The sequence below is a fragment of the Arthrobacter sp. C152 genome, from assembly GCF_054890965.1.
Window position 1 is genome coordinate 138893 of the sequence record NZ_JBTZSU010000003.1, and the last position, 24571, is coordinate 163463.

21 protein-coding genes and 1 pseudogene are annotated in these 24571 nt (G+C 67.1%); 14 read left to right on the forward strand and 8 right to left on the reverse strand.

Annotation, left to right across the window (positions count from 1 at the left end):
* Nucleotides 1–15 precede the first annotated feature (15 nt).
* The 11 genes from ACYSM9_RS03355 (at nt 16) to ACYSM9_RS03405 (ending at nt 9805) form a co-directional block, all read left to right on the forward strand.
* Nucleotides 16–1590 (forward strand): ABC transporter substrate-binding protein, encoded by a 1575-nt coding sequence (locus ACYSM9_RS03355; RefSeq protein ID WP_461855587.1) that lies wholly within the window; start codon nt 16–18, stop codon nt 1588–1590.
* Between the two features lie 3 nt (nt 1591–1593).
* The gene (locus ACYSM9_RS03360; RefSeq protein ID WP_461855588.1) at nt 1594–2529 is read left to right on the forward strand and encodes an ABC transporter permease; all 936 of its coding nucleotides are present in this window, start codon (nt 1594–1596) and stop codon (nt 2527–2529) included.
* Entirely contained in the window at nt 2526–3458 is a 933-nt protein-coding gene (locus tag ACYSM9_RS03365) for an ABC transporter permease (protein ID WP_461855589.1), read from the forward strand. The genes ACYSM9_RS03360 and ACYSM9_RS03365 overlap by 4 nt, the downstream gene beginning before the upstream one ends.
* 2 nt (nt 3459–3460) lie before the next feature.
* On the forward strand, nt 3461–4390 hold the full coding sequence (locus ACYSM9_RS03370; protein ID WP_461855590.1) for an ABC transporter ATP-binding protein: 930 nt from the start codon (nt 3461–3463) through the stop codon (nt 4388–4390).
* A complete protein-coding gene (locus tag ACYSM9_RS03375; protein WP_461855591.1) occupies nt 4387–5214 on the forward strand; it encodes an ATP-binding cassette domain-containing protein in 828 nt (275 codons plus the stop codon). The genes ACYSM9_RS03370 and ACYSM9_RS03375 overlap by 4 nt, the downstream gene beginning before the upstream one ends.
* Nucleotides 5215–5248: 34 nt before the next feature.
* Complete coding sequence (locus ACYSM9_RS03380) at nt 5249–6238, forward strand: aldo/keto reductase (RefSeq protein WP_461855592.1); 990 nt, start codon at nt 5249–5251, stop codon at nt 6236–6238.
* A gap of 35 nt (nt 6239–6273) precedes the next feature.
* On the forward strand, nt 6274–7056 hold the full coding sequence (locus ACYSM9_RS03385; protein WP_461855593.1) for an HpcH/HpaI aldolase family protein: 783 nt from the start codon (nt 6274–6276) through the stop codon (nt 7054–7056).
* A 2-nt stretch (nt 7057–7058) separates the two neighbouring features.
* Complete coding sequence (locus ACYSM9_RS03390; RefSeq protein ID WP_461855594.1) at nt 7059–8297, forward strand: sialidase family protein; 1239 nt, start codon at nt 7059–7061, stop codon at nt 8295–8297.
* Nucleotides 8294–8974, forward strand: a complete 681-nt coding sequence (locus ACYSM9_RS03395) for an SDR family NAD(P)-dependent oxidoreductase (protein ID WP_461855595.1) — start codon at nt 8294–8296, stop codon at nt 8972–8974. The genes ACYSM9_RS03390 and ACYSM9_RS03395 overlap by 4 nt, the downstream gene beginning before the upstream one ends.
* A gap of 304 nt (nt 8975–9278) precedes the next feature.
* Nucleotides 9279–9482: an antitoxin MazE-like protein gene (locus ACYSM9_RS03400; RefSeq protein WP_461855596.1), complete on the forward strand. Its 204-nt coding sequence runs from the start codon at nt 9279–9281 to the stop codon at nt 9480–9482.
* Nucleotides 9479–9805 carry a type II toxin-antitoxin system PemK/MazF family toxin gene (locus tag ACYSM9_RS03405; RefSeq protein ID WP_461855597.1) on the forward strand — a complete coding sequence of 109 codons (327 nt, stop codon included), beginning with the start codon at nt 9479–9481 and terminating at the stop codon, nt 9803–9805. Before ACYSM9_RS03400 ends, ACYSM9_RS03405 begins: the two co-directional genes overlap by 4 nt.
* 23 nt (nt 9806–9828) lie before the next feature.
* Here the strand turns inward: ACYSM9_RS03405 and ACYSM9_RS03410 are convergent, their stop codons facing one another.
* From ACYSM9_RS03410 to ACYSM9_RS03430, 5 genes are all read right to left on the reverse strand, one after another.
* Nucleotides 9829–11070 carry a Wadjet anti-phage system protein JetD domain-containing protein gene (locus tag ACYSM9_RS03410; protein WP_461855598.1) on the reverse strand — a complete coding sequence of 414 codons (1242 nt, stop codon included), beginning with the start codon at nt 11068–11070 and terminating at the stop codon, nt 9829–9831.
* Entirely contained in the window at nt 11060–14467 is a 3408-nt protein-coding gene (locus tag ACYSM9_RS03415; protein ID WP_461855599.1) for an ATP-binding protein, read from the reverse strand. The genes ACYSM9_RS03410 and ACYSM9_RS03415 overlap by 11 nt, the downstream gene beginning before the upstream one ends.
* A complete protein-coding gene (locus ACYSM9_RS03420; protein WP_461855600.1) occupies nt 14464–15096 on the reverse strand; it encodes a DUF4194 domain-containing protein in 633 nt (210 codons plus the stop codon). Before ACYSM9_RS03420 ends, ACYSM9_RS03415 begins: the two co-directional genes overlap by 4 nt.
* Nucleotides 15093–16535: a DUF3375 domain-containing protein gene (locus ACYSM9_RS03425; RefSeq protein ID WP_461855601.1), complete on the reverse strand. Its 1443-nt coding sequence runs from the start codon at nt 16533–16535 to the stop codon at nt 15093–15095. The genes ACYSM9_RS03420 and ACYSM9_RS03425 overlap by 4 nt, the downstream gene beginning before the upstream one ends.
* 163 nt (nt 16536–16698) lie before the next feature.
* Nucleotides 16699–17919 carry an MFS transporter gene (locus tag ACYSM9_RS03430; protein ID WP_461855602.1) on the reverse strand — a complete coding sequence of 407 codons (1221 nt, stop codon included), beginning with the start codon at nt 17917–17919 and terminating at the stop codon, nt 16699–16701.
* A gap of 264 nt (nt 17920–18183) precedes the next feature.
* Here ACYSM9_RS03430 and ACYSM9_RS03435 point away from each other — a divergent pair.
* Nucleotides 18184–18720: pseudogene (locus tag ACYSM9_RS03435) on the forward strand (S8 family serine peptidase); the annotation flags it as partial.
* Between the two features lie 149 nt (nt 18721–18869).
* Here the strand turns inward: ACYSM9_RS03435 and ACYSM9_RS03440 are convergent.
* Together ACYSM9_RS03440 and ACYSM9_RS03445 are read right to left on the reverse strand one after the other, a co-directional pair.
* A complete protein-coding gene (locus tag ACYSM9_RS03440) occupies nt 18870–20165 on the reverse strand; it encodes a right-handed parallel beta-helix repeat-containing protein (protein WP_461855603.1) in 1296 nt (431 codons plus the stop codon).
* Between the two features lie 258 nt (nt 20166–20423).
* A complete protein-coding gene (locus ACYSM9_RS03445) occupies nt 20424–21227 on the reverse strand; it encodes an alpha/beta fold hydrolase (RefSeq protein ID WP_461855604.1) in 804 nt (267 codons plus the stop codon).
* A 139-nt stretch (nt 21228–21366) separates the two neighbouring features.
* Here ACYSM9_RS03445 and ACYSM9_RS03450 point away from each other — a divergent pair, with 139 nt between their 5' ends.
* The gene (locus tag ACYSM9_RS03450; RefSeq protein WP_461855605.1) at nt 21367–22353 is read left to right on the forward strand and encodes a metallophosphoesterase family protein; all 987 of its coding nucleotides are present in this window, start codon (nt 21367–21369) and stop codon (nt 22351–22353) included.
* 24 nt (nt 22354–22377) lie between these two features.
* On the opposite strand, the gene ACYSM9_RS03455 is transcribed toward ACYSM9_RS03450, so the two are convergent.
* Nucleotides 22378–23106 carry a hemerythrin domain-containing protein gene (locus tag ACYSM9_RS03455; RefSeq protein ID WP_461855606.1) on the reverse strand — a complete coding sequence of 243 codons (729 nt, stop codon included), beginning with the start codon at nt 23104–23106 and terminating at the stop codon, nt 22378–22380.
* Nucleotides 23107–23293: 187 nt separating this feature from the next.
* Between ACYSM9_RS03455 and ACYSM9_RS03460 the strand changes: the two genes are divergently transcribed.
* Nucleotides 23294–24553 (forward strand): S8 family peptidase, encoded by a 1260-nt coding sequence (locus tag ACYSM9_RS03460; protein WP_461855607.1) that lies wholly within the window; start codon nt 23294–23296, stop codon nt 24551–24553.
* Nucleotides 24554–24571 lie beyond the last annotated feature (18 nt).

Genomic DNA, 24571 nt, shown 5'->3' on the forward strand with positions numbered 1-24571 from the left:
ACCGAGAGGTCAACGATGACCGTTCTTCCTCAAGGAAGTGAGATTTCCCGCCGCCGCCTGCTGCAGTTCGGCGCGGCCGCCGGGTTCTTGCTGGGCACCAGAAGCCTGGCCGGCTGCGCCGGACCCACCGGCCTCCCGGGCCCCAGCACCCTGACCCTGGCCCTCAACCGCTCCCTGGTCAGCCTGGACAACAAGCTCAACCAGTTCGACGCCGCCGTCACCGTGCAGCGCTCCGTCCGTCAGGGCCTCACCGCCATCGGCCCGGAAACCAAGCCCGTCCTGGTGCTGGCCGAACGCTTCGAGATGACCGGCCCCACCGAATGGACCGTCAAGCTGCGCGAGGGCATCCGCTACTCGGACAACAGCCCCGTGAAGATCGAGGACGTCGCCACCGCCCTGAAGATGTACAAGCAGGTGCAGGGCTCCTTCGTGGCCGGCTTCTTCCCCGAATTCCCCGAGGTTGTCCCCGTGGACGAGCGCACCTTCAAGATGGTCACCAAGAAGCCGGTCCCCATCCTGGACTCCCTGATGAGCATGATCCTGATTACCCCGGCCGCGCAGAACAAGCCGGAGGAACTGCAGGAAGGCCTGGGCACCGGCCCGTACGTGGTCACCAAGTTCAACCGCGGCGCCGGCACCTACAGCCTGGAACGCAACAAGAACTACTGGGGACCCGCCCCGCACATCGACAACGTGGAAGTCCGGTTCCTCCCCGAGGAATCCAGCCGCGTCATCGCCCTGCGCAGCGGCGAGGTGGACGTCATCGACACCATCACCCCGGATTCCCGCCAGCAGCTCGCCGGCCTGCCCGGCGTCACGCTCCAGGAATCCTCGAGCCTGCGCCTGAACCAGATCTTCTTCAACTTCCGCAAGCCCGCCGGCCACCCGATCGCCGACCCCCGCGTCCGCCAGGCCCTCAGCATGGCCATCGACGGGAAATCCCTGGTCAAGGACGTCCTGGTGGACTCCGTCACCCAGGCCGAGGGCGTCACCCCGTCCAGCCTCACCGGCTACCACAAGACCGGCGAATACGTGTACGACCCCGAAAAGGCCAAGGCCATGCTCGCCGAGCTCGGCGTCAAGGACCTCACCATCAAGATCATCTGGGAAACCGGCGAATTCGCCTCCGACACCTCCGTAATGGAAGCCCTCGTGGAAATGTTCGGCAAGATCGGCGTCAAGGCCGAGCTGCAGCAGTTCGAACCCGGCGGCAACATCATGGCCTGGCGCCAGGGCAAACAGGGCGACTGGGACCTCCTGGCCAACGGCTACCCCAGCCCCACCGGGCTGGCCATCACCATGCTCCAGGGCATGTACGCCGGCACCCCCGAAAAGGAAGCTACCCGCGACACCTACCAGGGCTACGTGATCCCCGAGGTCGCCGCCAAGATCCAGGCCGCCTCCGCCGAAGCTGACCCGGCCCGCAGGACCGAACTGCTCAACGACGCCCAGCAGGCCGTCTGGGACACCTGGCCCTGCGCCTGGGCGTTCGTCCCCAAATCCGTCCTCGCCCACCGGAACCGGGTGTCCGGGATCAACCTGGCACCCACCAACTCCTACCCCCTCGTTGATGTCCGGCTGGAGGCCTAAGCCATGACGAACTACATCCTCAAACGCCTGGGACAGGGCCTGCTCACCGTGTTCCTCACGGTGTCCACCGTCTTCATCCTGATCCGCCTGGCCCCGGGCGACCCCGCCGTCTCCTACGCCGGACCGCTGGCCACCACCGAACAGCTGGACAAGGTCCGCGAACAGTTCGGCCTCAACAAGCCGGTGCTGGAGCAGTATTGGATCTTCCTGCAGCAGCTGTTCACCGGCAACCTGGGCCAGTCCTACTCCTTCCAGGCCCCCGCCATGCAGGTGGTCTTCGAACGGCTGCCCTACACCCTGACCCTGGCGACGTCGGCAATCCTGCTGACCGCCGTCGTCGCCATCCCGCTCGGTGTGTGGATGGCCCGCCGCCCGGACACCGGACGCGAATTCGGCGTCAACGTGCTCACCATCGCCGGGCAGTCCATGCCCGACTTCTGGACCGGCATCATGCTCCTGACGGTCTTCGCCGTGCTGGTGCCCGTCTTCCCGGCCTCCGGGTTCGCCACCTGGGGCGGGCTGGTGCTGCCCACCGTCACCATCGCCATCCTGCAGATCGCCCTGATCTCCCGCATGGTCCGGCGCGAAATGACCAACAACTTCGCCGCCCCCTACCTCATGGTGGCCCGCTCCCGCGGCGTCCGCAGCTCCCTGCTCACCTGGCGCTACGCCATGGGCAACTCCGCCATCCCCGTCTTCACCGCCCTGGGCACCCGGTTCGCCGCAATGCTCAACGGCGTGGTGGTGGTGGAAGTGGTGTTCGCCTGGCCCGGCGTCGGCTCCCTCATTGTCCGGGCACTCGAAACCCGCGACTACCCCCTCATCCAGGCCACGGTCCTCATCACCGCGCTCCTCGCGGTGGCTGTGCAGCTTCTCATCGACCTCGCCTACCCGCTCCTTGATCCCCGCGTTCGTCTTGGAAAGGCGGCCACAGCATGAGCCTCGACACCGCAACCCCGGCCGGCACCCCTGCCGGTGCCCCGGCCCGGCAGCCCAGCCCCTCCGCCGTCACCAAGGCGGACCTCGCCCGGGCAGGTGCGACCCGCCGTCGTAAAGCCGCCCAGTGGAAGCTCATCGTCGGCACCGTCTGCACCCTGCTGGTGATCGTCCCGATCATCCTGGCCAACGTGCTCCCGCTGCCGGATGCCAACTTCCAGGACCTCGCCGCCCGGCGCCTGCCGCCCCTCACCGACGGGCACCTGTTCGGCACCGACCAGCTGGGCCGCGACCTGCTCTCCCGCGTGCTGCACGGCGGCCAGGTCTCGCTGACCATCGGCGTCCTGGCGGTCCTGGTTTCCGGCGCCATCGGCGTGATCCTCGGCGCGGCCGCCGGCTACTTCGGCGGCTGGGTGGACACCATCGTCTCCCGCCTCCTCGAAGCGCAGATGTCCCTGCCGCTGCTGATGATGCTGCTGCTGGTGGTGGCCCTGTTCGGCCCGTCCATCCCCGTGATCACGTTCGTGATCGCCATCGCCCAGTGGCCGGAAGTCGCCCGCCTTACCCGCTCCATGGTGCTGGTGGAACGCGAAAAGCCGTACGTCTCCGCCGCCCGGATCCTGGGCCTGCACCGCATCCAGATCCTCATCCAGCACATCATCCCCAACGTCATCAAGCAGGCGACCCTGGTGGTGCTGCTCCTGCTGGCCCAGGCCGTGCTGCTCGAATCCGCGCTGTCCTTCCTGGGCGCCGGCCCGCAGCGGCCCTTCGCCACCTGGGGCCGGATCATCTCCGACGGCCAGGACTACATCACCACCTCCTGGTGGATGGTCACCCTGCCCGGCCTGGTGATCGTGCTCATGGTGGTGGGCGTCAACCTGCTGGGCGACGGCCTGCGCGACCGTCCCCGCCGCAAGAAGAAGGGTGCCTGATCATGAATGCTTTCACAGAGCAGCCGAAGTTCACCGAGCAGCCGCTGCTGGAGGTCCGCGACTTCCAGGTGGAGCTCATCACGGACACCGCCATCATCCGCGCCGTGGACGCCGTCAGCTTCAGCATCCACCGCGGCGAGACGGTCACCATCATCGGCGAGTCCGGCTCAGGAAAATCGACGACGGCGATGGGCATCCTCCGCCTGCTGCCCGAGGACCTCGCGGTGCTGTCTGGCACCGTGGTGATTGACGGCGTCGACATCTCCGCCGACCCCAAGGCCATCGACAAGGTGCGCGGCAGGACCCTGGCGCTGATCCCGCAGGACCCGATGACGGCGCTGAGCCCGGTGCACTCGATCGGCAGCCAGCTGTTCGAGGCCATTCGGATCGCCGGCGCCGCGTCCGCGAAGGACAAGGCCGCGCTGCAGGCCCGGGCCGTGCGGCTGCTGGAGCAGGTGCACATTCCGACGCCGGAGAAGCAGCTGAAGAAGTACCCGCACCAGCTCTCCGGCGGCATGCTGCAGCGCGTGCTGATCGCGATCGCCTTGGCGTCCGAGCCGCAGCTGCTGGTGGCGGACGAGCCCACGTCCGCCCTGGACGTCACCGTGCAGGCCGGGATCCTGGACCTGCTGCTGGAACTTCAGGAACAGCGCGGCATCGGCATCCTGATGATCACCCACGACCTGGGCGTGGCCCGGCTCATCTCGGACCGCATCCACGTGATGAAGGACGGCTCCTTCGTGGAATCCGGCGAGGTCCAGCAGATCGTGGACCACCCCGCCACCGAATACACGCAGTCCCTGCTGGCCGCCGTGCCCGTGCTGGGGGAGTGGGACGAAACCCCCGCTGCTCCTTCCGCCCGGCACGCCGCCGGCGCCCCTGCCGGTGCCACCACTGACCCAGCCCTCACCGAGACCGGAGCCAAGCCATGACCAAGCCGTTCCTCGCCGTCGACAACCTGGTGGTGGACTACCACGTGCCCGGCGGCACCTTCCGGGCCGTGGACGACGTCTCGTTCTCCGTGGACAAAGGCAAGACCATCGCCGTGGTGGGCGAATCCGGCTGCGGCAAGTCCACCGTGGCCAAAGCGCTCATGCGGCTTGTGACCCCCACCAGCGGGAGCATCTCCCTGGACGGGACCGACATCGCCGCCATGAGCGAGGCCAAGCTTCGGCCGCTGCGCTCCAAGTTCCAGATGGTGTTCCAGGACCCGTACGGTTCCCTGGACCCGCACATGACCGCGCAGGAGATCGTGGCCGAGCCGCTGACGCTGCAGGGCATCCGGTCCAAGGCCGAGCGGCATGCGGCGGCGGCCAAGCTGATTGACCAGGTGGGCCTGCCTGTCCGGTCCCTGGAGAAGCGGCCCTCCGAGTTCTCCGGCGGCCAGCGGCAGCGCATCGGGATTGCCCGGGCGCTTGCGTCCAAGCCCGAGCTGCTGGTCTGCGACGAGGCCACCAGCGCCCTGGACGTCTCCGTGCAGGCCCAGGTGCTGCGGCTGCTGAAGTCCATCCAGGACGAAACCGGCATCACCTACGTGTTCATCTCGCACAACCTGGGCGTGGTGCAGGAAATCAGCGATACCGTCATGGTGATGCAGCGCGGCAAGCTGGTGGAACTCGGCACCACCGAGTCCGTCCTGACCGCACCGAAGGAGGACTACACCCGCAAGCTCCGCCGCGCGGCGCTGGACCCCTCCACCATGACCGGCCTGAAACCGCGGCACGTGGTCCGGTCCCTGGCCCTCGCAAACTCTTAACTCTTTCACGAACGCAACCACAAGGAATCAACGCATGAGCACGCAGCCCGACGGCACCCAGGTGGACGGCCTGAAACTTCCCATCTCCCGGCTGGTCCTGGGAACCATGACCTTCGGCGACACCGCCGATGAAGCCACTGCAGGCCGGATGGTGGAGGAGGCGCTCGCCGCCGGCATCACCACCATCGACACCGCCAACGCCTACGTCGGCGGGGTCACCGAGGAGATGCTGGCCCGGCTTTTGAAGGGAAAGCGCGACGGCGTCATCCTGGCTTCCAAAGCCGGCATGCCGCATGCGGACCACGGCACGCATTCGCCTTTGTCACCAGAGGGGCTGCGTGCCAGCGTCGAGGGCAGCCTGCGCCGGCTGGGCGTGGACAGCATCGACCTGTTCTACCTGCACCAGCCGGACCGGGCCACGCCGCTTTCGGAGACTTTGTCCACGGTGGCCGAGCTGGTGGCAGAGGGGAAGATCGGGGCGCTGGGCGTGTCCAACTTCGCCGCCTGGCAGATCGCCGACGTGATCCACACGGCGCGTGAAGTGGGGGCGCCGCGGCCCGTCGTCGCGCAGCAGCTCTACAACCTGGTGGCCCGCCGGCTGGAGGAGGAATACCTCGAGTTCGCCGCCACCCACAACGTGCACACCATGGTCTACAACCCGCTGGGCGGCGGCCTGCTCACCGGCAAGCACAGCTTCGAGGCCAAGCCCACCGAGGGACGCTACGGCGACTCCAAGCTCGCCGCCATGTACACGCAGCGGTACTGGGACAAACAGCTGTTCGACGCGATCGGCGAGCTGTCCCGCATCGCCTCCGACTTTGGTGTGTCGCTGGCCGAACTGTCCCTGCGCTGGCTCGCCTACCGTCCCGGGGTCGGGTCGATGCTGCTGGGCGGGTCCAAGGTGGAACAGCTGCGCGCCAACATCGCCGCCGTCGCCAACGGACCCCTGCCGGCCGACGTCGTCGAAGCCTGCGACGCCGTGGGCACTTCGCTGCGCGGCCCGATGCCCGCCTACAACCGCTGACTTTTCCCTCACCCGCTTTCTGACAAAGGACTCTGATGACCTCCGACCTGGCCCTCGAATTCGCCCGCAAGATCCGCGCCCGTGAGCAGGCGGTGGGCTACTGGGCGGTGCTGGACGCGCCCGTGGCCACCGAACGCATCGGCCGCCTCGGCTACGACTACGTCGCCCTGGACGCGCAGCACGGCCTGCTCGGCTACTCGGGCGTGCTTAACGGGCTGATGGCGATCGACGCCGGGCACACCGCCATCGGCATGGTCCGGGTGGAGGCCAACGACTTCACCGCGATCGGCAAGGCGCTCGACGCCGGGGCCGTGGGCGTCATCGTCCCGCTGATCAACAACGCCGCCGATGCTGCCGCGGCCGTTGCGGCAGCCAAGTATCCGCCGCTGGGCGGCCGCTCCTACGGCCCCATGCGCTCGGCGCTGCGCGTGGGGCCCGTGCCCGCCGAGGCCAACGCCACCACCCTGGTCTTCGCCATGATCGAAACGCCCGAGGGCCTGGCCAACGTCAAGGAAATCTGCGCCACCCCGGGCCTGGACGGCATCTACGTGGGCCCGTCCGACCTCTGCATCGCCGTGGGCGGGGCCTTCCCCGGGGATCCCGCCGTCGACGCCGAATTCAACGCAGCGCTGGACACCGTCGCCGAGGCTGCAGCCTCCGCGGGCATCGCCGCCGGCATCCACACGCCCGCAGGGACCGTGGCCAACCAGCGCCTCAAGCAGGGCTACACGTTTACCACCATCGCCTCGGACCTGACGCACCTGGAACAAATCGCCAAGTCCCACCTCGACGCCGCTACGTCCAAGGAAGACCAGTAATCATGACCACCACCACGGACAGCTACAGCACCATCACCCCGGACGGCGTTGTCAAAACGGCCGACGGCGCCGACTTTGCCTACCTGCCCGCGCCCACCGTGCAGAGCCACGCCGCCAACCTGCTCACCCTGCCGGACGGCCGGCTGGGCTGCGTCTGGTTCGGCGGCACCCAGGAAGGCGTGCCGGACATCTCCATCTGGTTCTCCACCCTGGAACCGGGCAGCACCCAGTGGTCCGTACCGGAGCAGCTCTCGGATGACTCCACCCGGTCCGAGCAGAACCCCATCCTGTTCACCAACACTGACGGCGCCCTGTGGCTGCTGTACACCGCGCAGAAGGCGGGCAACCAGGACACCGCCGAGGTCCGCCGTCGTATTTCCCTGGACAGCGGCCGCACCTGGGGGCCGGTTGAGACCCTGTTCCCGGCCAACGAGACCGGTGGCGTGTTCGTCCGCCAGCTGCCGGTGGTGCTGCAGTCCGGCCGCCTGATTATCCCGATCTTCCGCTGCATCACCACGCCGGGGGAGAAGTGGGTGGGCAACAGCGACGACAGCGCCGTGATGATCTCCGACGACGCCGGCGCCACCTGGAGCGAACACGTCCTGCCGGGCAGCCTGGGCTGCGTCCACATGAACATCCAGCCCGTGGCCGACGGCTCGCTGCTGGCCCTGTTCCGAAGCCGCTGGGCCGACTCGATCTACGAATCCCGCTCCACCGACGACGGCTCCACCTGGAGCGAGCCCGTCCCCACCGAGCTGCCCAACAACAACTCCTCCATCCAGTTCACTGCGCTCGCCGACGGCCGCCTGGCGCTGGTCTACAACCACAGCCGGGCGGGGGAGGGCACCGAGCGCCGCCTGTCCCTTTATGACGAGATTGACGACGACGGCCTGGCCGAGGAGCAGGGCGTCGCCGAACCGGACGCCGCGGCTTTCTCCTCCGACGACGGCGTAAAGCGCGCCTTCTGGGGGACCCCGCGCTCGCCGATGACCCTGGCCATCTCCGAGGACTCAGGCCGCACCTGGCCCATCCGCCGGAACCTCGACGTAGGGGACGGATACTGCCTGTCCAACAACTCCCGCGACGGGCTCAACCGCGAATACTCCTACCCGTCCATCCACCAGGGCCCGGACGGTGCGCTGAACATCGCGTACACGTACTTCCGGCAGGCCATCAAGTTCGTCCGGGTTGACCCGCAGTGGGCCTACGAGGGCAGCACCACGCCGGGCGGGGATTCATGAGTCTTTCCAAGCATGCGGTGGTGACCGGGACGAGTTCCGGGATCGGCAAGGCGATCGCGTCCCGGCTGCTGTCCGACGGGTGGAGGGTGACCGGGCTGAGCCGGACCGAGTCCGCCTTGGAGGGGAAGTTCGAGTGGCTGCAGGCCGATCTCTCGGAGCCGGAGTCGCTGGCTGCGCTGGTCTCTTCCCTGGAGCCGGCGGATGCTTTCGTGCACGCCGCCGGGTTCCAGCGGACAGCCCACCTGGGCTCCCTTGACCCGGAGGCGCTGGCGGGGATGTTCACCGTCCACGTCGCTGCGGCGTCGGTCCTGGCCAATGCGCTGGTGCCCACCATGCCCGACGGCGGCCGGATCGTCCTGCTGGGCAGCCGCACCTCCACGGGGATGCCGGGTAAGAGCCACTACGCCGCGACGAAGGCTGCGCTGATGGGGCTGGGCCGGACGTGGGCGCAGGAGCTCGCACCCCGGGGGATCACCGTGAACGTCCTCTCCCCGGGGCCGACCGACACCCCGATGCTGAACGACCCCGGCCGCGCCGCCACCCCGGTGAAGCTGCCGGCCCTGGGCGCCCTCGTGGACCCGGAGGACGTGGCCGCCCTGGCCGCATTCCTCCTGGGCCCGCACGGCAAGTCCATCACCGGCCAGAACTACGTGATCTGCGGCGGCGCCTCCCTCTGACGCCAGCAACGCGTCATCACCTCCTGCCCATTTTCCCGCGACGCCCGCTCATGTCTGGCAGCTTTTCCCCAAACCCCCCCATCACTTCACGCTGCTTTCCCTGGGACGCGTCATCACCTCCTGCCCCTTTTTCGGGGGACGCGCTATCACGTCCTGTCCTTCTTGGGGGGACGCGTCATCACCTCCTGCCCCTTTTGGGGGGACGCGTCATCACCTCCTGCCCTTTTTCGGGGGACGCGCTATCACGTCCTGCGGCCGCCATGAGGCGATGACAATCGGATGCGTTACATGTAACGTTCATGCTATGAGCGTTAGGGATCGCGTGGCGAGGCACAGGATGGCCATGCGTGAGCGGGGCTTCCGGCAAATCCAGATGTGGGTTCCGGATGCGCGTACCGACGAATTCAAGCGTGAGGCAGCACGCCAGGCGCGCGCGGTCGCCGCATCCGATCGTGCATCGGACGATCAGGATTTCATCGAACAGATCGCGGAAGACTGGCCGGAGTGAACCGCGGAGAGCTGTGGGCGGTATCGGGCGGAACCTACGCCCAAAAGCCCCGCCCCGCGCTCATCATCCAAGACGACCTCTTCGAGGAATCAGAATCGGTCACACTTCTCCCGCTAACGTCGCACCTCACGGACGCGCCGCTCCTGAGATTGACTTTAGAACCCGGCAAGCTGAACGGCCTGGACCGGGCCAGCCAAATTATGGTGGACAAGCTTACGACCGTACGCCGATCCAATGTGGGGCAGCGGATCGGCCGGATCGATTCCGAAACCATGGTTGCTGTCGAGCAGTCGCTCGCCGTCTTTCTGGGCTTGGCGCGCTGACCGCAACCCATCATTGAAAAGCGTCACCTGTTACAGCTGATGCGTTCGACCGCCCAATCCCAGCTGATGAGCTCCTGCTCGAGGCGGACGCTCGATCCAAAGGTGTCGTCACGCAGTGCTTCATAGAGCGCCGTCTCCGCTGGCTCCAGCCGCGTTAGAACAGCACGTGAAGGAGTAGGCTCGCTGCCCCACGCGTCCTGGTGCGCAAGGAGCGTAGCCTCATCCATCAACACGCTCTCAACATGCGGATGAATCGCCCGCAACTGGTCCAGGATCCGGAAGCCATGGGTATCGATGTCTCCCCAATACTGGACCTTGCAACGTCGCAGCCAGGCGGCGTCCCGCAGTGACGAGAATCCGTAGCCGCCGCCATATAGCGCTAATGTTCCCGGCTGGTCGGGCAGCGCCAGGAAGTTCACCTGGTTCTCGGTGGCGATCAGTGTGTGCACCGGCAGGCGCAGGGAACTGAATGCCTCGGCTGTCACCGTGATGTCCCGTGCTCCGCCCAGCAGCTCAAGCTCGGGATCCAGAACGCGGAACCGGACCAGCTCCGGCGGATGCAGGAACCCGTGCCGCCTTGCGAACCTTGCCGCCGGCGTCCGCCCAGACCCGTCGTCGAGGGCCACGTCCTCAGCGACATACACCGACGCGTCGTCCCCACCGTCCGCCGTATCGCTTTCAGGAACGCGTCCGACGGCGGACAGCAGCTGGTCGATGACCTGGCGGTTCCGCTCGACGAACTTCGTGTGCACCCCAGGCAACCCCAGCTGACGGACATAGATTCCCGGGGCAGGATTCTCCCGCAGCCACAATGCCACCCGCCCGGCAGTCACCGCATCCGCACCCAGCTCCAGGAGCTTCAGAGGCCGCCGCGCTGCCCAGCCCGAAAACCGGGAATCCAACGCACCAAGATCTGCCGCCAATGATTGAAACCGTGCCGCTTCCCGGGCCTTCCCAATGAACGCGATCTCATCGTGCACCGTGGCGAACACAGCCGCGGCCGGAATCCGGTTGGAGCCAACCGTGCGCCTTCCTGCCTCCACTGTCTCCAGCGAGAAAGCCCCGGCCGCGGCAGAAAGCTCCGCCGCCCACTCACGAACCGCCGCGTAATCGCTCAACAGCTGCGCCGCCGTCGGACGTTTCAAAGGTCGCCGCCGCGGATAGATACCGGAGGGCTCCAGTAGTTCCCTCAACAAAGCCCCGCTGTTCCAGGCCTTCAGCGACTGCGCCCGCAGGTCCGCGGCGGAAGTCCAATCAGGAGCCACGCCGCTCCTTTTCGTCGCGGTACTCCTGGATGGTCATGTTACGAAGTTGCGAGTCGTCGCCGTTGGTGTTGGCCACGAAGCCCACGTGCGAGACGAACGGTTCGATCACGTGGATCTTCTGCAGCGGGGTGACGATCAGCAGCTGGAGCTTCATCCGCTGGAACAGCTCCAGCCCGTACCGTGCAGACTCGTCCGAGCCCCTGCCGAATGCCTCATCGATCACCACGAACCGGAAGCTCCGCCCGCTCCCGGCATTGCGGCCGGCCCCCTTCCCGGAGCCGAGACTGAACTGGAACGCCAACGCCGCGGCGAGGATGGTGTACGCCAACTTCTCCTTCTGGCCGCCGGACTTGCCGCCGGAATCGGTGAAGTGCTCGTACTCCTCTCCGGTTTCCGTCCACTTCTCGGAGGCAGAGAACGTGAACCAATTTCGCACATCCGTGACCTTGGCCGTCCAGCGCCTGTCCAGCTCGGTGAGCCCGTCCCGGCCCCGGAACCGCTCGATCAGCCGCTCCACCTGCAGGTACTTCTGCTCCGAGTACTGGTCCTCATCGCCGATGGTTCCTTCGGAGCACGCCCGCAGGTCGCTGCCGAATTCGCGCACATCCTGGTCCGATGTGCTCTGGTACTCCAATTGGATGTGCCGGCCCGTGTTGTAAGGGATCCCGGCCAGCGAGGTGTTGATTTCGCCGATCCTGGTGACGATGTCCTGGCGCCGGCTGTCCAGGAACGCGTTGAACGCCACCACCTCGTGGATGGTGTTCTGGTTCAGCGATTCCTTGAACCGAGCCTCGAACCGCGGCAGGTCGTTGCCCACCAGTTGGTCCAGCAGCCGGTTGTAGTCGGCCGCGGCCTCCAGCGACGCGTCAATGTCCGTGGTTTCGTTCGGGTACTTGTTCCGGAACTCCGCCATCTGCCGGATGGTGCCCTCCGCCGCCCGTGCAATCCGTTTGGTCAGCGCGTCGATCCGGTCGGTCAGCCCGGAACGCACAGTGCTCTCCACTGTGCCGGTGTTCCGGTAGGTGAGCGGCTTGTCGCCGAGCGCCTCTTCGGTGAGGCGTCCGACGGCGGCCAGCACCCCGGCGTCGTCCGTCACCGGCGTCTCGGCCAGGAGCGCCCGGCATTCGGCGATGGCCTCGGCGATGTCGCGGGCGTCCTTTTCGTTGGCGCCCAGCCGCTGCTGCAGCTTGGAGTTTTTCTCGTCCAGCCGGTCCACGGCCTTCGTCACCTCGGTCTGCTTGGCCATCAATTGCTGCAGGACATCGCTGGTGGATTCCAGCGCCCGCTTCTCCGCCTTCAGGTCCTCGATACCGCGCGCCGTGAGCTGCCAGCCGATCTCACCGAACTCGGCGACGGAACGGACGATGCCCAGCTGTGTCAGCTGCCGGCCGGCGTTGCCCAGGGCGGTGTCCAGCTTGCCCAGCTCGGTGGCCGTGACGCGCAGCCGCCCCTGCACCTCGTCGTGGTCGGCGCGGATGCGGGCTATCTTGTCGTGATTGTCCCAGCCCAGCACGTAGTTGCGCCGGTCCGTGAGATCGCGGCGGTCATCCTTCTCGTGCCGGCCGCGCCCGCCCTTGAGCTGGCCGTTCGCAGTCAGCGCCTTGGGGTACCGGCGGAAGTCGGCAAGGGTGTCGCAGCAGAAGTAGTCGAACCGGCTGCTGAGCTCATCCTGCAGGAAATCCCGGAACGGCGTGCCCTGCTTGATGGCGATTTTGGCTGCCAGCGTGCCGGGTTCGGGCGCCTTCGCAGCAGGAGACTCACCGATCCGCAGGTACACCAGCCGCCCGCGCAGGTTGTTCGAATCCACCCACGTGCTTACCGCAGCGTAATGCTCCGCCGGGACAAGGAGCGAGAGGGCGAACCCGTGCAGCGTCCGTTCCGCGGCACCTTCCCAGGCGGACTCCCCGTCACGGACCTTCAGCAGCTCCCCGGCATACGGCAGCTCGGAGGACGGGATTCCGGTGCCGTCGCAGAGCCGTTCGCGGAGCTGCAGCTGGGGGAGGGGCAGCAGGTTGCGCCGGGACTGCAGGCTGGTGAGCTCGGCCGCCAGGTCGCTGGCCTGGCCGGTCAGGACGGTGCGGGTCATGACCAGCTCGGTGCGCCGGTCCTGCAGGTCCGTGGACCGGGAGGCCAGCTCCTGCTCCACCTCGGCCAGCCGGGCACGGTTGGCGTCGAACAGCACCCGGTCCTCCGGGACCTGCAGCCCGAGTTCGGCCTCGGCGCCGGCGTAGTTGTCGAACCGGGCCCGCTGGCTGCGGGATTCGGCATGCAACCGGTCAATCTCGGCGTCGATGGCCGCCAGCCGGCCGCCGCCATTGGTGCGGATGTCCTCCTCTATGGCGGTCAAGTCCCGGCGCAGGCCGCTGACCTCGCCCTTGAGCCGGGCGGCGTCCTCAGCCAGGCGGGTGCCGGTCCGCTCGAGTTCCGCCTGGTGCTCCAGGCTCAGCCGGAGCTTCTGTCCCGTGAACCAGGGGCGCAGCTGGTCTCGCTGCAGGCGGGCCTGTTCGTCGTCGGCCGTTAACGTGGCGTACTGCGCGGCGCCCTCGGTGATGGGCGTGAGCAGGCTGATCTGGTCCTTGGCCCGGAGCACTGCCTGGTGCGCCTTTTTCAGGTCGTCGAAGTGGTGGATCAGGTTGGCGATCCGGGTGTCGACGTCGTCCTCCTCCAGCATGTTGCTGCGTACGAACGAGGTGATGTTCTCCACTTGTTTCATGGACACGGTGCGGTGGAAGAGCTCCATGGCCTGGTTGCCGCTGATCCCGAATTGCCGCTTGAACGCTGCCGCGTACGGCTCGAACGTGTCATGGACGGACGCGCCCGCAGTCCGGAGCTTCTTCTTCAGCTTCAAGGGGTCCTGGCCAAAGTTGCTGAAGTCGGCGGCGATGGACTGGTCCGCCTCCGCCAGCGAGTAGAACCGGTTGGGCTGTCCGGCTTCCTGGGTGGCCCACAACGTGATGCCCAAGGTGGCAGACTTCCCCAGCACCGCGTTGTGGAACACGCCCAGCACCACGGTCAGCTGGCCGGTCCCGCGCAGCGCCACCGGCTTCGAATATTCGCCGCCGGTGCTGCGGGCGCTCTTGTGGAAGCCCCGCACGTAGGACATCAGCGAGCGTTCCTTTTTCTGCGCACCCGCGGCTTTGTTGTACTCGATCTTGTGCGCCGGCAGCAGCAGCGTGGTGATCGCATCCACCACGGTGGACTTGCCGGAGCCGATGTCTCCGGTCAGCAGGCTGTTCGCCCCGTCCAGCCGGAACGTCCGGACGCCCTGGTGGAACGTGCCCCAGTTGAGCAGCTCGAGCCGGTGCAGCCGGAAGCCCGGGGGAGTGCCGGCGTCGTCCGCTGTTTCGTCGAGGCTGAACAGGCTCTCCTGCAGGTCGCTGCCAAGCTGTGCGGTCACTTGTCCTCCCCAATCTCATGGGCTCCGGCGGGCCCTGTTCCCGAGAGCGTGCCGCGGTAGTCCGCCAGCCGCGCGTCGAATTCCTCCAGCCACTGTGCGTCCACGTAGGCCTTCAGGATCCGTGCCACCTCGTAGGTGTCCGCCTGCCCCTTGAGCTTCCGGAGGAAGCCCAGTTCCACCACCTTCTTGATGTCCGCACCCAGCCGGTCGAGGACCTTGGCCTCATTGCTCGACTCGGGAAGGAACACCGAGACCATGTCCGCAATGTCCTGTGCTGTCATGATGAGCCGCAGTTCGCTGCTGTTGGTGTCGAACTCCAACATCCGGCCGCGCAGAAGGGCCAACAGCAGGCTCACGTTGAACGTCAGCGTACGGCGGGCGATCAACCGCGGAAGCGTGCCGTCCGGGTCTTCCCGGGAACGCAGGAAAGCGTAGCCCTCGGATTCGTCCAGGATCAGGTCCAGGCCGAGCACGGCCACGTAGTCCCGGACCTGGGAGGTCAGGCCCAGCAGCGACTGCCACACCTTTTCATCGGTTTCGGCGTAGAGCACGCCTTTGAACAGCCGGGTGACGACGCCGGGCAGTTCCTCCGGTGTGCTGGTTTCCGTCTCATAGGTGGCGGGGTTCATGCCGGCCTTCCGAAGATGATTTGTTCGATGGTGGCCTCGCGGATGGTGCCGTCCGGCAGTTCCCAGGCAAGGTGCTGGGATGCCTCCGGATTGATGCTGGCCCAGTCCGATTCGGTGGCCAGCTGGTAGTAGGCCACCACTTCGGCCAGGCCCTGCGTGAGCGGGTACGTCTCGGTGATCTCGGCCAGGGTGGCTTGCTCCGCTTCGGCCAGGACGGCGTCGATGTTGGCCTGCAGGCGTTCCTTGTCCACGTGAAACTGGTTGAACAGTGCGCCCGCGTCCACGCCTGTGTCGTCTGCGGTTTCGACCGCGTCCTCGACCAGCACCTTCCGGCTGGGCTCGTAGAGCGGCCGCTCGAACGGCAGCGCCACGTCCACCGACTGCGCATCAATGGCCATGAAAACGCCCGGCGGCGGCGCTTCCCGGGTGCCCAGCGCACCGGATTCGATGCTGCGGATCAGCTGCATGATGCGCTTGTTCTCAAGGAACACCTTGTCGTCCAGGAGCCGGCGCATCTGCTGGGACAGCTGTCGGACGGTGGCCTGGGTCTGTTCGACGGCCGGCAGCCAGTCCTGGTGCAGGGTGGCTACCGCCTGCAGGCTGTCGGAGGTTGCCAGGGCCTCGATCCGGCTGGCCCGCTGCAGCAGGTCCTGCAGCTCGGTGCGCAGCTGCGGGGACATCAGGTAATCCCAGAAACCCTGGAACGTGCGTCCTTGCAGCGAGCTGCTGATGTCCTGCTGGTTGGCGAAGATGGAAGCGAGCAGTTCGCCCTGCGTGCCGTCCCAGGTGGCGATCTGTTCACGGACCTGGCGGTCGAGTTTGCGGAAGTTCTGCTCAACCTCGCGGAAATCGGACAGCAGGTCCTTCGCCAGTGAGGTGAGCTGCTGCAGGTGGTCGAGGGCCTCAGGCGCCGTCATGACGCGGAGGTGGCCGTCCCTGATCCGCTGCATCTCGGCGTCGATCCCGTCCCGCTGCCGCTGCAGCTCGGCGAGCCGGACCTCGGGGTCCGTTTCGGATTGCTGCACCAGCTGCTTCAACACGGCGAAAATGCTGGTAAGCCGCGACTGGGTGGCCACGAAGTCCCGGCCGCGCAGGTTCTCCACCCAGCGGACCACGTCTTCAGTGGCCGGCGTCAGGTCGTAGTGGGGCTCGTCCTCGCCGACCGGGTAGTACTTCCGCAGCCACTGGCGTTCATCGCCTGCCCAGTCATCCAAGTACTCGCCGGCGCTGCGCGGAAACCGGTTTTCGCCCTCGCTGTCACGCAGTCCAAAGAGGACGTCATCCAGCACGTCGATGAGCTGCTGCCGGCCCAGGTTGCGCTGGTTGGGTCCGGTGAAAGCTGCCATGAAAAAGGCTAGGGCCAGGGGTGCGTTCTGGGCGCGAAGCAGGGCCCACCCTGCGTGGTTGTCGCGCAGGGAGCTGATGGCGTAGAAGTCCATGCGGGTCCCGTGTCCTGTGGGCTCGTTCCTGTGGATTCACTCTAGGGGACAGGCCCGGTATTTCCCCAGCTACCCATTGCACCTGAGTCGCTGAAACGTTGCCGGGACGCTGAAGCGGAATGGCGTCCCGGCACCGTTCCGGCGTCGCGGACAGCGGCGAGAGTCAGCTGGCCTGCTCCTGTGCCGGCTGCCTGGCGGCAATGGCGTGCGGTACCGTCACGAGCGCCAGCACGGCCAGGGCGCCGGCCGCTGCGAACACGTAGAAGCCCCAGGGGTAGGCGATGCCTGCGGCGACGAGACCACCCGTCACGGCGGGCCCGGCGATCGCGCCGACGCGGCCCACACCGGCAGCGAAACCGAGAGCGGTGGCGCGAAGGCGGGCCGGGAACAGCTGGCTCACCCAGGCGTAAACGAGGACCTGGGAGCTGAAGACGAACACGCCTGTGACGAAGACGAGGGCGTTAAGCAGGAACTCGTTGCCAACCTTGATGCTCAGCAGTGCAAGGCAGGCGGCGGACAGGCCGAACCACAGCAGCACGATGGGTTTGGTTCCGTGCCGGTCGGCCAGGATGCCGGCTATGATGAGGCCTGCCACGGCTCCCAGGTTCAGCACCAGGAGCAGGGAAAGGCCCGCCGTGACCGGGTAACCGGCCGACGCCATCAGCTGGGGCAACCAGGTGTTCAGGCCGTAGACCAGCAGGAGACCCATGAATGAGGCGGCGGCAATTGCCGCGGCCACCAGCGGGTACGGCTTCTTCGCCAGGTCGCGGAACCTGGTCGGCTCCTGCTTTTGGCCGGTGCCCGCCGTCGCTACCGTTTCGGGCAGCTTGAACCACAGGAAAGGCACGAGGGCGAAGCCCGCGAGGCCGCCGACCACGAACATGGTGCGCCAATCGGGGATCACCATCAACGCCAGGAAGGCCGTCGCCACCGCGCCTGCGTGGTAGCCGGTCATCGTCCGGGTGGTTGATTTGCCTGCCGACCCGGCGGGTGCGTAGTCATTCATGTAGGCCAGTGCCACCGGGAGGCAGGCGCCGAGGCCCAGGCCGGCCAGCAGGCGGAAGGCGCTGAAGATTGCCACGTTGGGGGCCCAGATCACGGAGATCGTGAAGATCGAGAACCAGAGTACGCAGACGACCAGCAGTTTGCGGTGCCCGAAGCGGTCTGACAAGGGTGCGATGAAGAGGGCTCCGAGGCCTACGCCGACCAGGGAGATGGTTGCGGCGAGCGTGGCCCCGACGGCGTCGAAGCCAAGTTCGCCGGTCTTGATGAGCGTGGGGATGACGGTGCCAAGCACCACCAAGTCAAAACCGTCCAGGACCATGGCGAGCCAGCAAAGCCAGACCGGCCAGCGCGACGCGCGGGTGGAGGGAAAAGTTGTCATGTAATCCTCATTGATCAGGAAAGAGAAGGCATCCCGCGCTGCGAGCTCCGTCACGAGGCGGAGTGATCTACGGCATGCGTACTACACGAGGCTACCGCTAAGTTCATTCGACGGACAACTGTTCGCAATACGAACGAAATGAAGGGTGGGCAGTGCCGGGTGCTGCGACGCTTTGGCGTGGAAAGCACGACGGCGGCGCTCGCTCGGCGGTGTTCGGCCGGTATCGTCACCGCGATCGCCGACAATTAGACCGGCGTCGCCGGTGTCTGTCCTGCCTGCAGCATCCTCGACGTCAAGGTGCTCAACGACAGCGGGACCGGCTCCAGCTCGGCCATCGCCAAGGGCATCGACTGGGCGGCCACGCATGGCGCGCAGGTGATCAACATGAGCCTGGGGCAGAGGGTGTCCTCGCGCACCCTCGAGGCTGCCGTCAACAGCGCCTGGAACAAGGGCCTGGTGATCGTGGCCGCCGCCGGCAATGCCGGGACCCAGGCCCAGGTCTACCCGGGTGCCTACCCCAACGTCATCGCCGTCGCCGCGACCGACAACAACGACGCCAAGGCATCCTTCTCGACCTACGGAAGATGGGTGGATGTTGCGGCGCCGGGCGTCAGCATCTATTCGACCTTCCCGAACCACCTGTTCACACTTGAAACCCAGAACGGCCGTTCCGAGGGCTATGACATCCTCAGCGGCACATCGATGGCTTCACCGGTTGTCGCCGCGACGGCAGCGCTGGTCTGGCGCACTTCCGCAGGCACCTCCAACACCTCCGTCCGTGCCAAAGTGGAATCGACAGCCGACCCCATATCCGGCACGGGCTCCTACTGGGCCCACGGCCGCGTGAACGCTCGCGCAAACGCCGGAACGGTGCCAGGACGCCGGAACGTTCCGGCGAGTTCGCACCGTTCCGGCGACCCGGGCGAGCCGGGGGCGGGGCTGCGTGGTGCCTACCCCTGCTCGTGTCCGGTGCGCGAGCGCCAGGCGTCCAGCTGCTCGATCGTTTCGGGATTCTGGTACGCGATCTTCTGTCCGCTGGCCAGCGAGATGGTGTTGCCGTGGGTCTTGATGCCCGCCGGAATCTGCCGGCCGGTGCCGCTGGAGCGCACGAAGTTGTCCTTGGCGCCGATGAATCGGTTCCGGGTGATCTCGATGTCGCAGGGCAGCTGCACGTCATACGTCAGCAGGTGCGTGCCCATGCCCGCCTGGTCCGGACGGATGTCGGCAGCCCAGGAGATCCCGGCGTCGCGGCACTCGTTGTCGGTGAAGGCGCAGCGGATATGGCCGGTGCCCGCGGCCGGTGTTCCCCGGGACCACACCTCCAGGCTCTGGTTGCAGTTTTCGATCGTGTTGCCAACAAACCGGCAGTCCGTCCAGGCAACGTTGGATCCCTCGACGTTGCCCTGCATGGTGGTGCCGGTGTCGTAGGTCTGCCGGATGGTGTTGCCTTGGACGAGCACGTTCGCGCAGCCAATCCAGATCTCCACGCCGTTGCCGTACCGGGTGGTTTTTGAGATCCGCGAACCGCCGATTTCCTCGATCAGGCAGTCGGTGAGCTGGGCGTTCCGGGTGCCGTAAAAGCCCACGCCGTGCGCGCCGTGGCCGACGATGTGCAGGTTGGAGGCGCTGGTGTTGGAGGAGGGCCGGAAGCCCTGCTGCTTCACGGCGATTTCGACGCCGGCGCCCGGGGAGGTGCCGAGCCGTACGTACACGTAGGTGGCGTCGCTGTAGAAGTCCCAGTCCTGCGCCAGCTCGGCCAGGCTCCACCGCTTCCAGCCGTGGATGGCGCCGCCGGCCTTGAGGAATCCGACATCGGTCGAGGTTCCGGCCGTATTGCCGGTGTACTGTCCGGACCCGGCGGTCAGGTCGAGCTTCCATACGTTGGGGCTGTGCGGCGTCCACGCGTCGCTGCTCACCTTGTAGCCGTTGATCTGCGGCAGGGCGCCGGTGCCGTAGGCGCCAAGGGTGAAGACCCCCGCGGCACCTTGCAGCGCAGGAACCTGAAGCGAGCCGGGGAAGACGTCGCCGCGGCGCAGCAGGACGGAATTGCCGCGCCCCACTTCACCGGCGTCCAGTGCGGCCCGGACCCTGGCCAGGGTCTGCCAGGGTGCCGCCTGGGTGCCCGGGTTGGCGTCGTTCCCGCGGCTGCTCACATAGCGGGCGTTCGGGTCCGCCACGAAGGAAGCCGGGGCAGCGACGGGGGCGGCGTCCGGCGCGGGCGCGGGATCGGGGCCCCGGGCAATCATGCTGGGAATCCCGGCAGTGATCGCTGCAGCCCCGATCCACTCAAGGAATGTCCGTCGCCCTATCAGCATGTCGTTCCGGGCATGGTGATGCGAAGGTTTTTGGAAAAGGGCATCCATAGATTGTAGTCGAACCGTTATACAGACGACGATTCGGCTGCGCGGCGGTGTGTTAATGGAGGGTAATACGGCGTACGACGGCGGCCCCCGGCCCGGGCGGGCCGGTCACCTTTCGCTGTCCTCACCCCGCGAGGTGGCATTTCACGGCAGTTTGGAGGCCATGGACTGCTGCGAACTGTCCTCTCGAGGGGCAGCGGCTGCCCAGTGCCGCCGCAGCGCCTCCGCCATCCGCCGCGGTTCCGCCCGGTGCGGGGGATCGAAGTGGTGCCGCGCGGGAAAGACTTCGAGGTGGAAATCGGGAAAGAACACCCTGGCCAGGCGGGCCGCAATCTCGCCAAAGTCATCAGGATGGCTGAGCCCGCCCAGGGCGAAGAACACCGGCTTGCTGAAGGCCGCGAGCCGCGACCTGTCCAGGTCGTAGTCTTTGAAGGTCTCCAGGAAGGCCCTGATTCCGGCCGGCCGCTTGGCCATCCACGGCGGCGGGGGACCGTCCTGCCCGGGCGGCAGGACGGCGTCGGGCCTCACCTGAAGCTGCATGAAGGCGCGCATGAACTGCTCCGGTGGCAGCCCCTCCAGCTCCCCGTACTTCTTCCAGTGCGCCGCGTAGGCCGGGCTCCAGTCCCAGCGCCCTGCCCAGGCCGGCTCCCCCAATGCCAGGCTCTGCAGCCGCTCCTGGTGCCTGGCAGCGAAGGCCAGCGCCGCAGCTCCGCCGCCGGAGTAGCCCAGGAGATGGAACGTCTGCCAGCCCAGCTCGTCGGCTGCCCGCAGGACGCCGTCAACCTCCGTGTCCAGGCTCCACCCCGGCGGGACGTGGTCCTCCCGGTAGAGCTCCAGGTCCTTGGCCACCGCATGGACGTCCGGGCCGAGGGCCTCGATCAGGGGACCGTAGGCGATGTCCGCGGGGACGACCGAACCAGGAAGAAAGAGGGCCCGAATCGGTTCCATGCAAGAACCATACGCCCCTGCGGCCCGGACACAATGGGGAGCCGGGAACGCAGGTCCGTTGTGGCCGCCCGCCCCTTGACAGCATCTCCGGGCGTTAGGAACATCAGAGGTTCCGCCGCGTTTTCGAAGGGGAAATCGGATGCAGCCAGCACGCCTTCGCCCGAGCCCCTTCCGGCGTGCAGCCGCCGCGGCGGCGGCAATGGCGGCGGTCCTCATGGCGGCTTCCACCGCCGGGTGCACGCCACCTCCGGCTGACGTCCGGATCGCCGCCGTCGGCGACATGAACGGAGTCCGGACTTCAGCAGCAGACAGCGCCTCCGGCCGGAACGGTGCCGCCATCGCCCGGCTGGTGCAGGACAACGGGATCGACGCGTTCCTGGGGCTCGGAGACTTCCAGTACAACGAGGCGCGGTGCGAGGACTATGTGCGGTACTGGACCAAGCTGTGGGGCGGCACGAAGTCCAAGCTGTACTGGGTGTCCAGCCCCAACCACGACTGGAAGCCCGGCCGCAACGAAGACCTGGACGACTTCATGAACGGCCAGTGCCCGGGGGCTCCGGACAAGGCCGCCATCAACCAGGAACGAGGATTCATCTCGAACGGCCAGCCGTACTCGAAGGACTTCGGCCGGTGGCACTTCGCGTTCCTGTCGTCCGCGTACTGGGCCTACAACCCGGAGCAGGCTGCGATGGTGACCACGTGGCTGGACAGCGACCTCACGGCCGCCCAGGAGCAGGGCAAATTTCTGGCGGTGGTCTACCACGAGCCGTACTTCACCTCGGACACCGAGGAACACGGGCGGGCCCTCGCGCACAAGCCCTGGATCGACGTGATGTGGAAGCACCGGGTCCGCCTGACCCTCTCCGGCTCCCAGCACAACTATGAGCGGTCATGCCCGGTAAACAACGCCGACCAGTGCGTCAGCGACGGGATGACGGCGTTCCAGGTGTCCACCGGCGGGATTGGCCTGCGCCCTTTCACCAGCGACCCGCCGTTCATCGAGAAGCGGTTCGCCGACACCCACGGGTTCCTCCGGCTGACGCTGCACCCCGATGGATCGTTCGACTGGAACTTCGTACCCACGAAGGGCACCAGCACGGACTCGGGTACGCGCCCGGCGCCCTGAAACCGGGCGCCCTGACGCACGCCCCTACAGTGTCTCTGGCACCGGCCGGCCCGGGAACAGCGTCGAGTACTGTTTCCGGTACATCCGGCGCCCCACCAGCTTGTAGGCCAGCCGGACCGGCGGCGGAATCTCCTTGAACAGTTCAGCCCGGTCGGTAGGCGGATTGGTGGCCAGCACCATGCCGAGGTAGCTGACCATGAACTTCTTGTCGAACTGGTCAATGCCGTGCTGGCCCACCGCGGCGGCTTCCTTGTCCGTCAACACCCGGTCCACGGCAGGCATCACCTCGGTGACCTCGCGGCGCAGGTGCACGTTCAGGACCGCGGCCAGGTCCTCGTAGCGTGCGGCAAGCTGCGCCCCGGTGTCCGGGTCCGCCGTCTCCATCCAGCGCTGGCGCAGCGGCCCGATGTGCTCCAGACGCTGAGTCACCTGCCGGTGCTGCTCGAGCATCAGCCCCACGTGCAGGGCGCAGGCGGGCGCCCGCTCCTTCAGTTGCGGGTACATGAGCAGGTCCTCGCCCTCGTGGTGGATGTGGAGCACCTTGTCGAAGTTGCCCAGCACTTCCCCCACGTAGGCGGCGCGGGCCGTGTCGCCGGCGGCAACCGAGCGGACCAGGCCGGGAGCCTCGTCGTAGGCCCACAGGAAGAACCGGTGGATCCGCCGCATCGCCGCGGTGCCGGTGCAGAGGACGGGTCCGGGCGGCAGGGGAGCTGCGGTCTCACCGGGTTGCATGGTGAAGAAGTCTGCGGTCATTGCATGGCCCCTATCGGTCGGGCGAAACCAGGACTTCTCCCCGCGAGCATCGTAGCCCCGGGTATTACGGTGCACAATGGGCAGCCAGGAGTACGACGGCGGCACGCCACTGGGGTGCGCACGGCGCCAACGCCGGGGGGGCTTTCCCCCTATCCAGCGGTGCAGGCCGGCGGTAAAGATTGGCCCCATGAGGAAACTGTTAACCGCCGGTTTCACGGCAGCGGTCATGGGTTTTGGCGGCATCATTTTCGCGGGTCCGGGCACGGCCGCGGCGGAATCTTCGCCAGCGCCATCGCCGGTCGCGGGGCAGGTCATCGTAAAGTTCCGGGACGATTCGCGGGCGTCCGGTGTCCTTCGGCAGCTTAGGCTGACTGACGGCCCGGGCATCGGCAGCACCGGCGCCCACCTCATCAAGGTACCCACGGGCAAGGAACTGCAGCTTGTTGATGCCTTGGCCCGGAACCCTGTGGTGGACTACGCGGAGCCCGACGAGACAGTAGCCGCCGCCACCTCCGACCAGTTCTTCCCCCGGCAGTACGCCCTGCAGAACGACGGGCAGGCCTTCACCAACAACAACCCCGACTACCCGATCACCGTGGCCGCCGGCACCAAGGACGCGGACGTCGACGCCGTCGAGGCATGGAACGTCACCACCGGCAGCGGCATGGTGGTTGCGGTGCTGGATTCCGGCGTCGCCACGGACAACCCCGACATCAACCCGAAGGTGGCAGCCCGGAAGAACTTCAGCTCTGCCGCAACGAATGAGGACAACTACGGCCACGGCACCCATGTGGCCGGCAACGTTGCCGCCACCGTGAACAACAGCATCGGGGTGGCCGGTGTCTGCCCGGGATGCACCATCCTGGCGGGCAAAGTCCTGAACGACAGCGGCGTGGGATCAAGCTCCGGCCTCGCCAGCGGCATCGACTGGGCGGTGGCCAACGGCGCCAAGGTCATCAACATGAGCCTCGGCGTGCGGGCCTCCCGGACCCTCGAAACGGCAGTCAACACCGCGTGGAGCAAGGGCGTGGTGCTGGTGGCCGCCGCGGGCAACGGCGGCAACCAGACCAAGATCTACCCGGGCGCCTACCCCAACGTCATCGCCGTCGGCGCCACCGACAACAACGACGCCAAGGCCTCCTTCTCCACTTACGGCTCCAGCTGGGTGGACATCGCCGCTCCCGGCGTGAACGTCTTCTCCACCTTCCCGAACCACCCGTTCGTCCTGGCCTCGCAGAACCACCGGGCCCTGGGCTACGACGTGGGCAACGGAAGCTCGATGTCCTCGGCCATCGTTTCCGGTGTGGCCGCCCTCGCCTGGAGCTCACACCCCGGCGCCGCGAACACCGCAGTCCGCGGGTACGTGGAATCGTCAGGCGAGGTGAAGGCCGGCACCGAAACCTACTGGGCCCACGGCCGGGTGAACGCCTACAACGCCGTCAAGTGACCGCCGCCGGACGCAGGC

What these genes read in the sequence shown, in the direction of transcription:
- ACYSM9_RS03355 (WP_461855587.1), top strand. Translation starts at nt 16, where the DNA reads ATGACCGTTCTTCCTCAAGGAAGTGAGATTTCCCGCCGCCGCCTGCTG.
- ACYSM9_RS03360 (WP_461855588.1), top strand. Translation starts at nt 1,594, where the DNA reads ATGACGAACTACATCCTCAAACGCCTGGGACAGGGCCTGCTCACCGTG.
- ACYSM9_RS03365 (WP_461855589.1), top strand. Translation starts at nt 2,526, where the DNA reads ATGAGCCTCGACACCGCAACCCCGGCCGGCACCCCTGCCGGTGCCCCG.
- ACYSM9_RS03370 (WP_461855590.1), top strand. Translation starts at nt 3,461, where the DNA reads ATGAATGCTTTCACAGAGCAGCCGAAGTTCACCGAGCAGCCGCTGCTG.
- ACYSM9_RS03375 (WP_461855591.1), top strand. Translation starts at nt 4,387, where the DNA reads ATGACCAAGCCGTTCCTCGCCGTCGACAACCTGGTGGTGGACTACCAC.
- ACYSM9_RS03380 (WP_461855592.1), top strand. Translation starts at nt 5,249, where the DNA reads ATGAGCACGCAGCCCGACGGCACCCAGGTGGACGGCCTGAAACTTCCC.
- ACYSM9_RS03385 (WP_461855593.1), top strand. Translation starts at nt 6,274, where the DNA reads ATGACCTCCGACCTGGCCCTCGAATTCGCCCGCAAGATCCGCGCCCGT.
- ACYSM9_RS03390 (WP_461855594.1), top strand. Translation starts at nt 7,059, where the DNA reads ATGACCACCACCACGGACAGCTACAGCACCATCACCCCGGACGGCGTT.
- ACYSM9_RS03395 (WP_461855595.1), top strand. Translation starts at nt 8,294, where the DNA reads ATGAGTCTTTCCAAGCATGCGGTGGTGACCGGGACGAGTTCCGGGATC.
- ACYSM9_RS03400 (WP_461855596.1), top strand. Translation starts at nt 9,279, where the DNA reads ATGAGCGTTAGGGATCGCGTGGCGAGGCACAGGATGGCCATGCGTGAG.
- ACYSM9_RS03420 (WP_461855600.1), bottom strand. Translation starts at nt 15,096, where the DNA reads ATGAACCCCGCCACCTATGAGACGGAAACCAGCACACCGGAGGAACTG.
- ACYSM9_RS03425 (WP_461855601.1), bottom strand. Translation starts at nt 16,535, where the DNA reads ATGGACTTCTACGCCATCAGCTCCCTGCGCGACAACCACGCAGGGTGG.
- ACYSM9_RS03430 (WP_461855602.1), bottom strand. Translation starts at nt 17,919, where the DNA reads ATGACAACTTTTCCCTCCACCCGCGCGTCGCGCTGGCCGGTCTGGCTT.
- ACYSM9_RS03440 (WP_461855603.1), bottom strand. Translation starts at nt 20,165, where the DNA reads ATGATTGCCCGGGGCCCCGATCCCGCGCCCGCGCCGGACGCCGCCCCC.
- ACYSM9_RS03445 (WP_461855604.1), bottom strand. Translation starts at nt 21,227, where the DNA reads ATGGAACCGATTCGGGCCCTCTTTCTTCCTGGTTCGGTCGTCCCCGCG.
- ACYSM9_RS03450 (WP_461855605.1), top strand. Translation starts at nt 21,367, where the DNA reads ATGCAGCCAGCACGCCTTCGCCCGAGCCCCTTCCGGCGTGCAGCCGCC.
- ACYSM9_RS03455 (WP_461855606.1), bottom strand. Translation starts at nt 23,106, where the DNA reads ATGACCGCAGACTTCTTCACCATGCAACCCGGTGAGACCGCAGCTCCC.
- ACYSM9_RS03460 (WP_461855607.1), top strand. Translation starts at nt 23,294, where the DNA reads ATGAGGAAACTGTTAACCGCCGGTTTCACGGCAGCGGTCATGGGTTTT.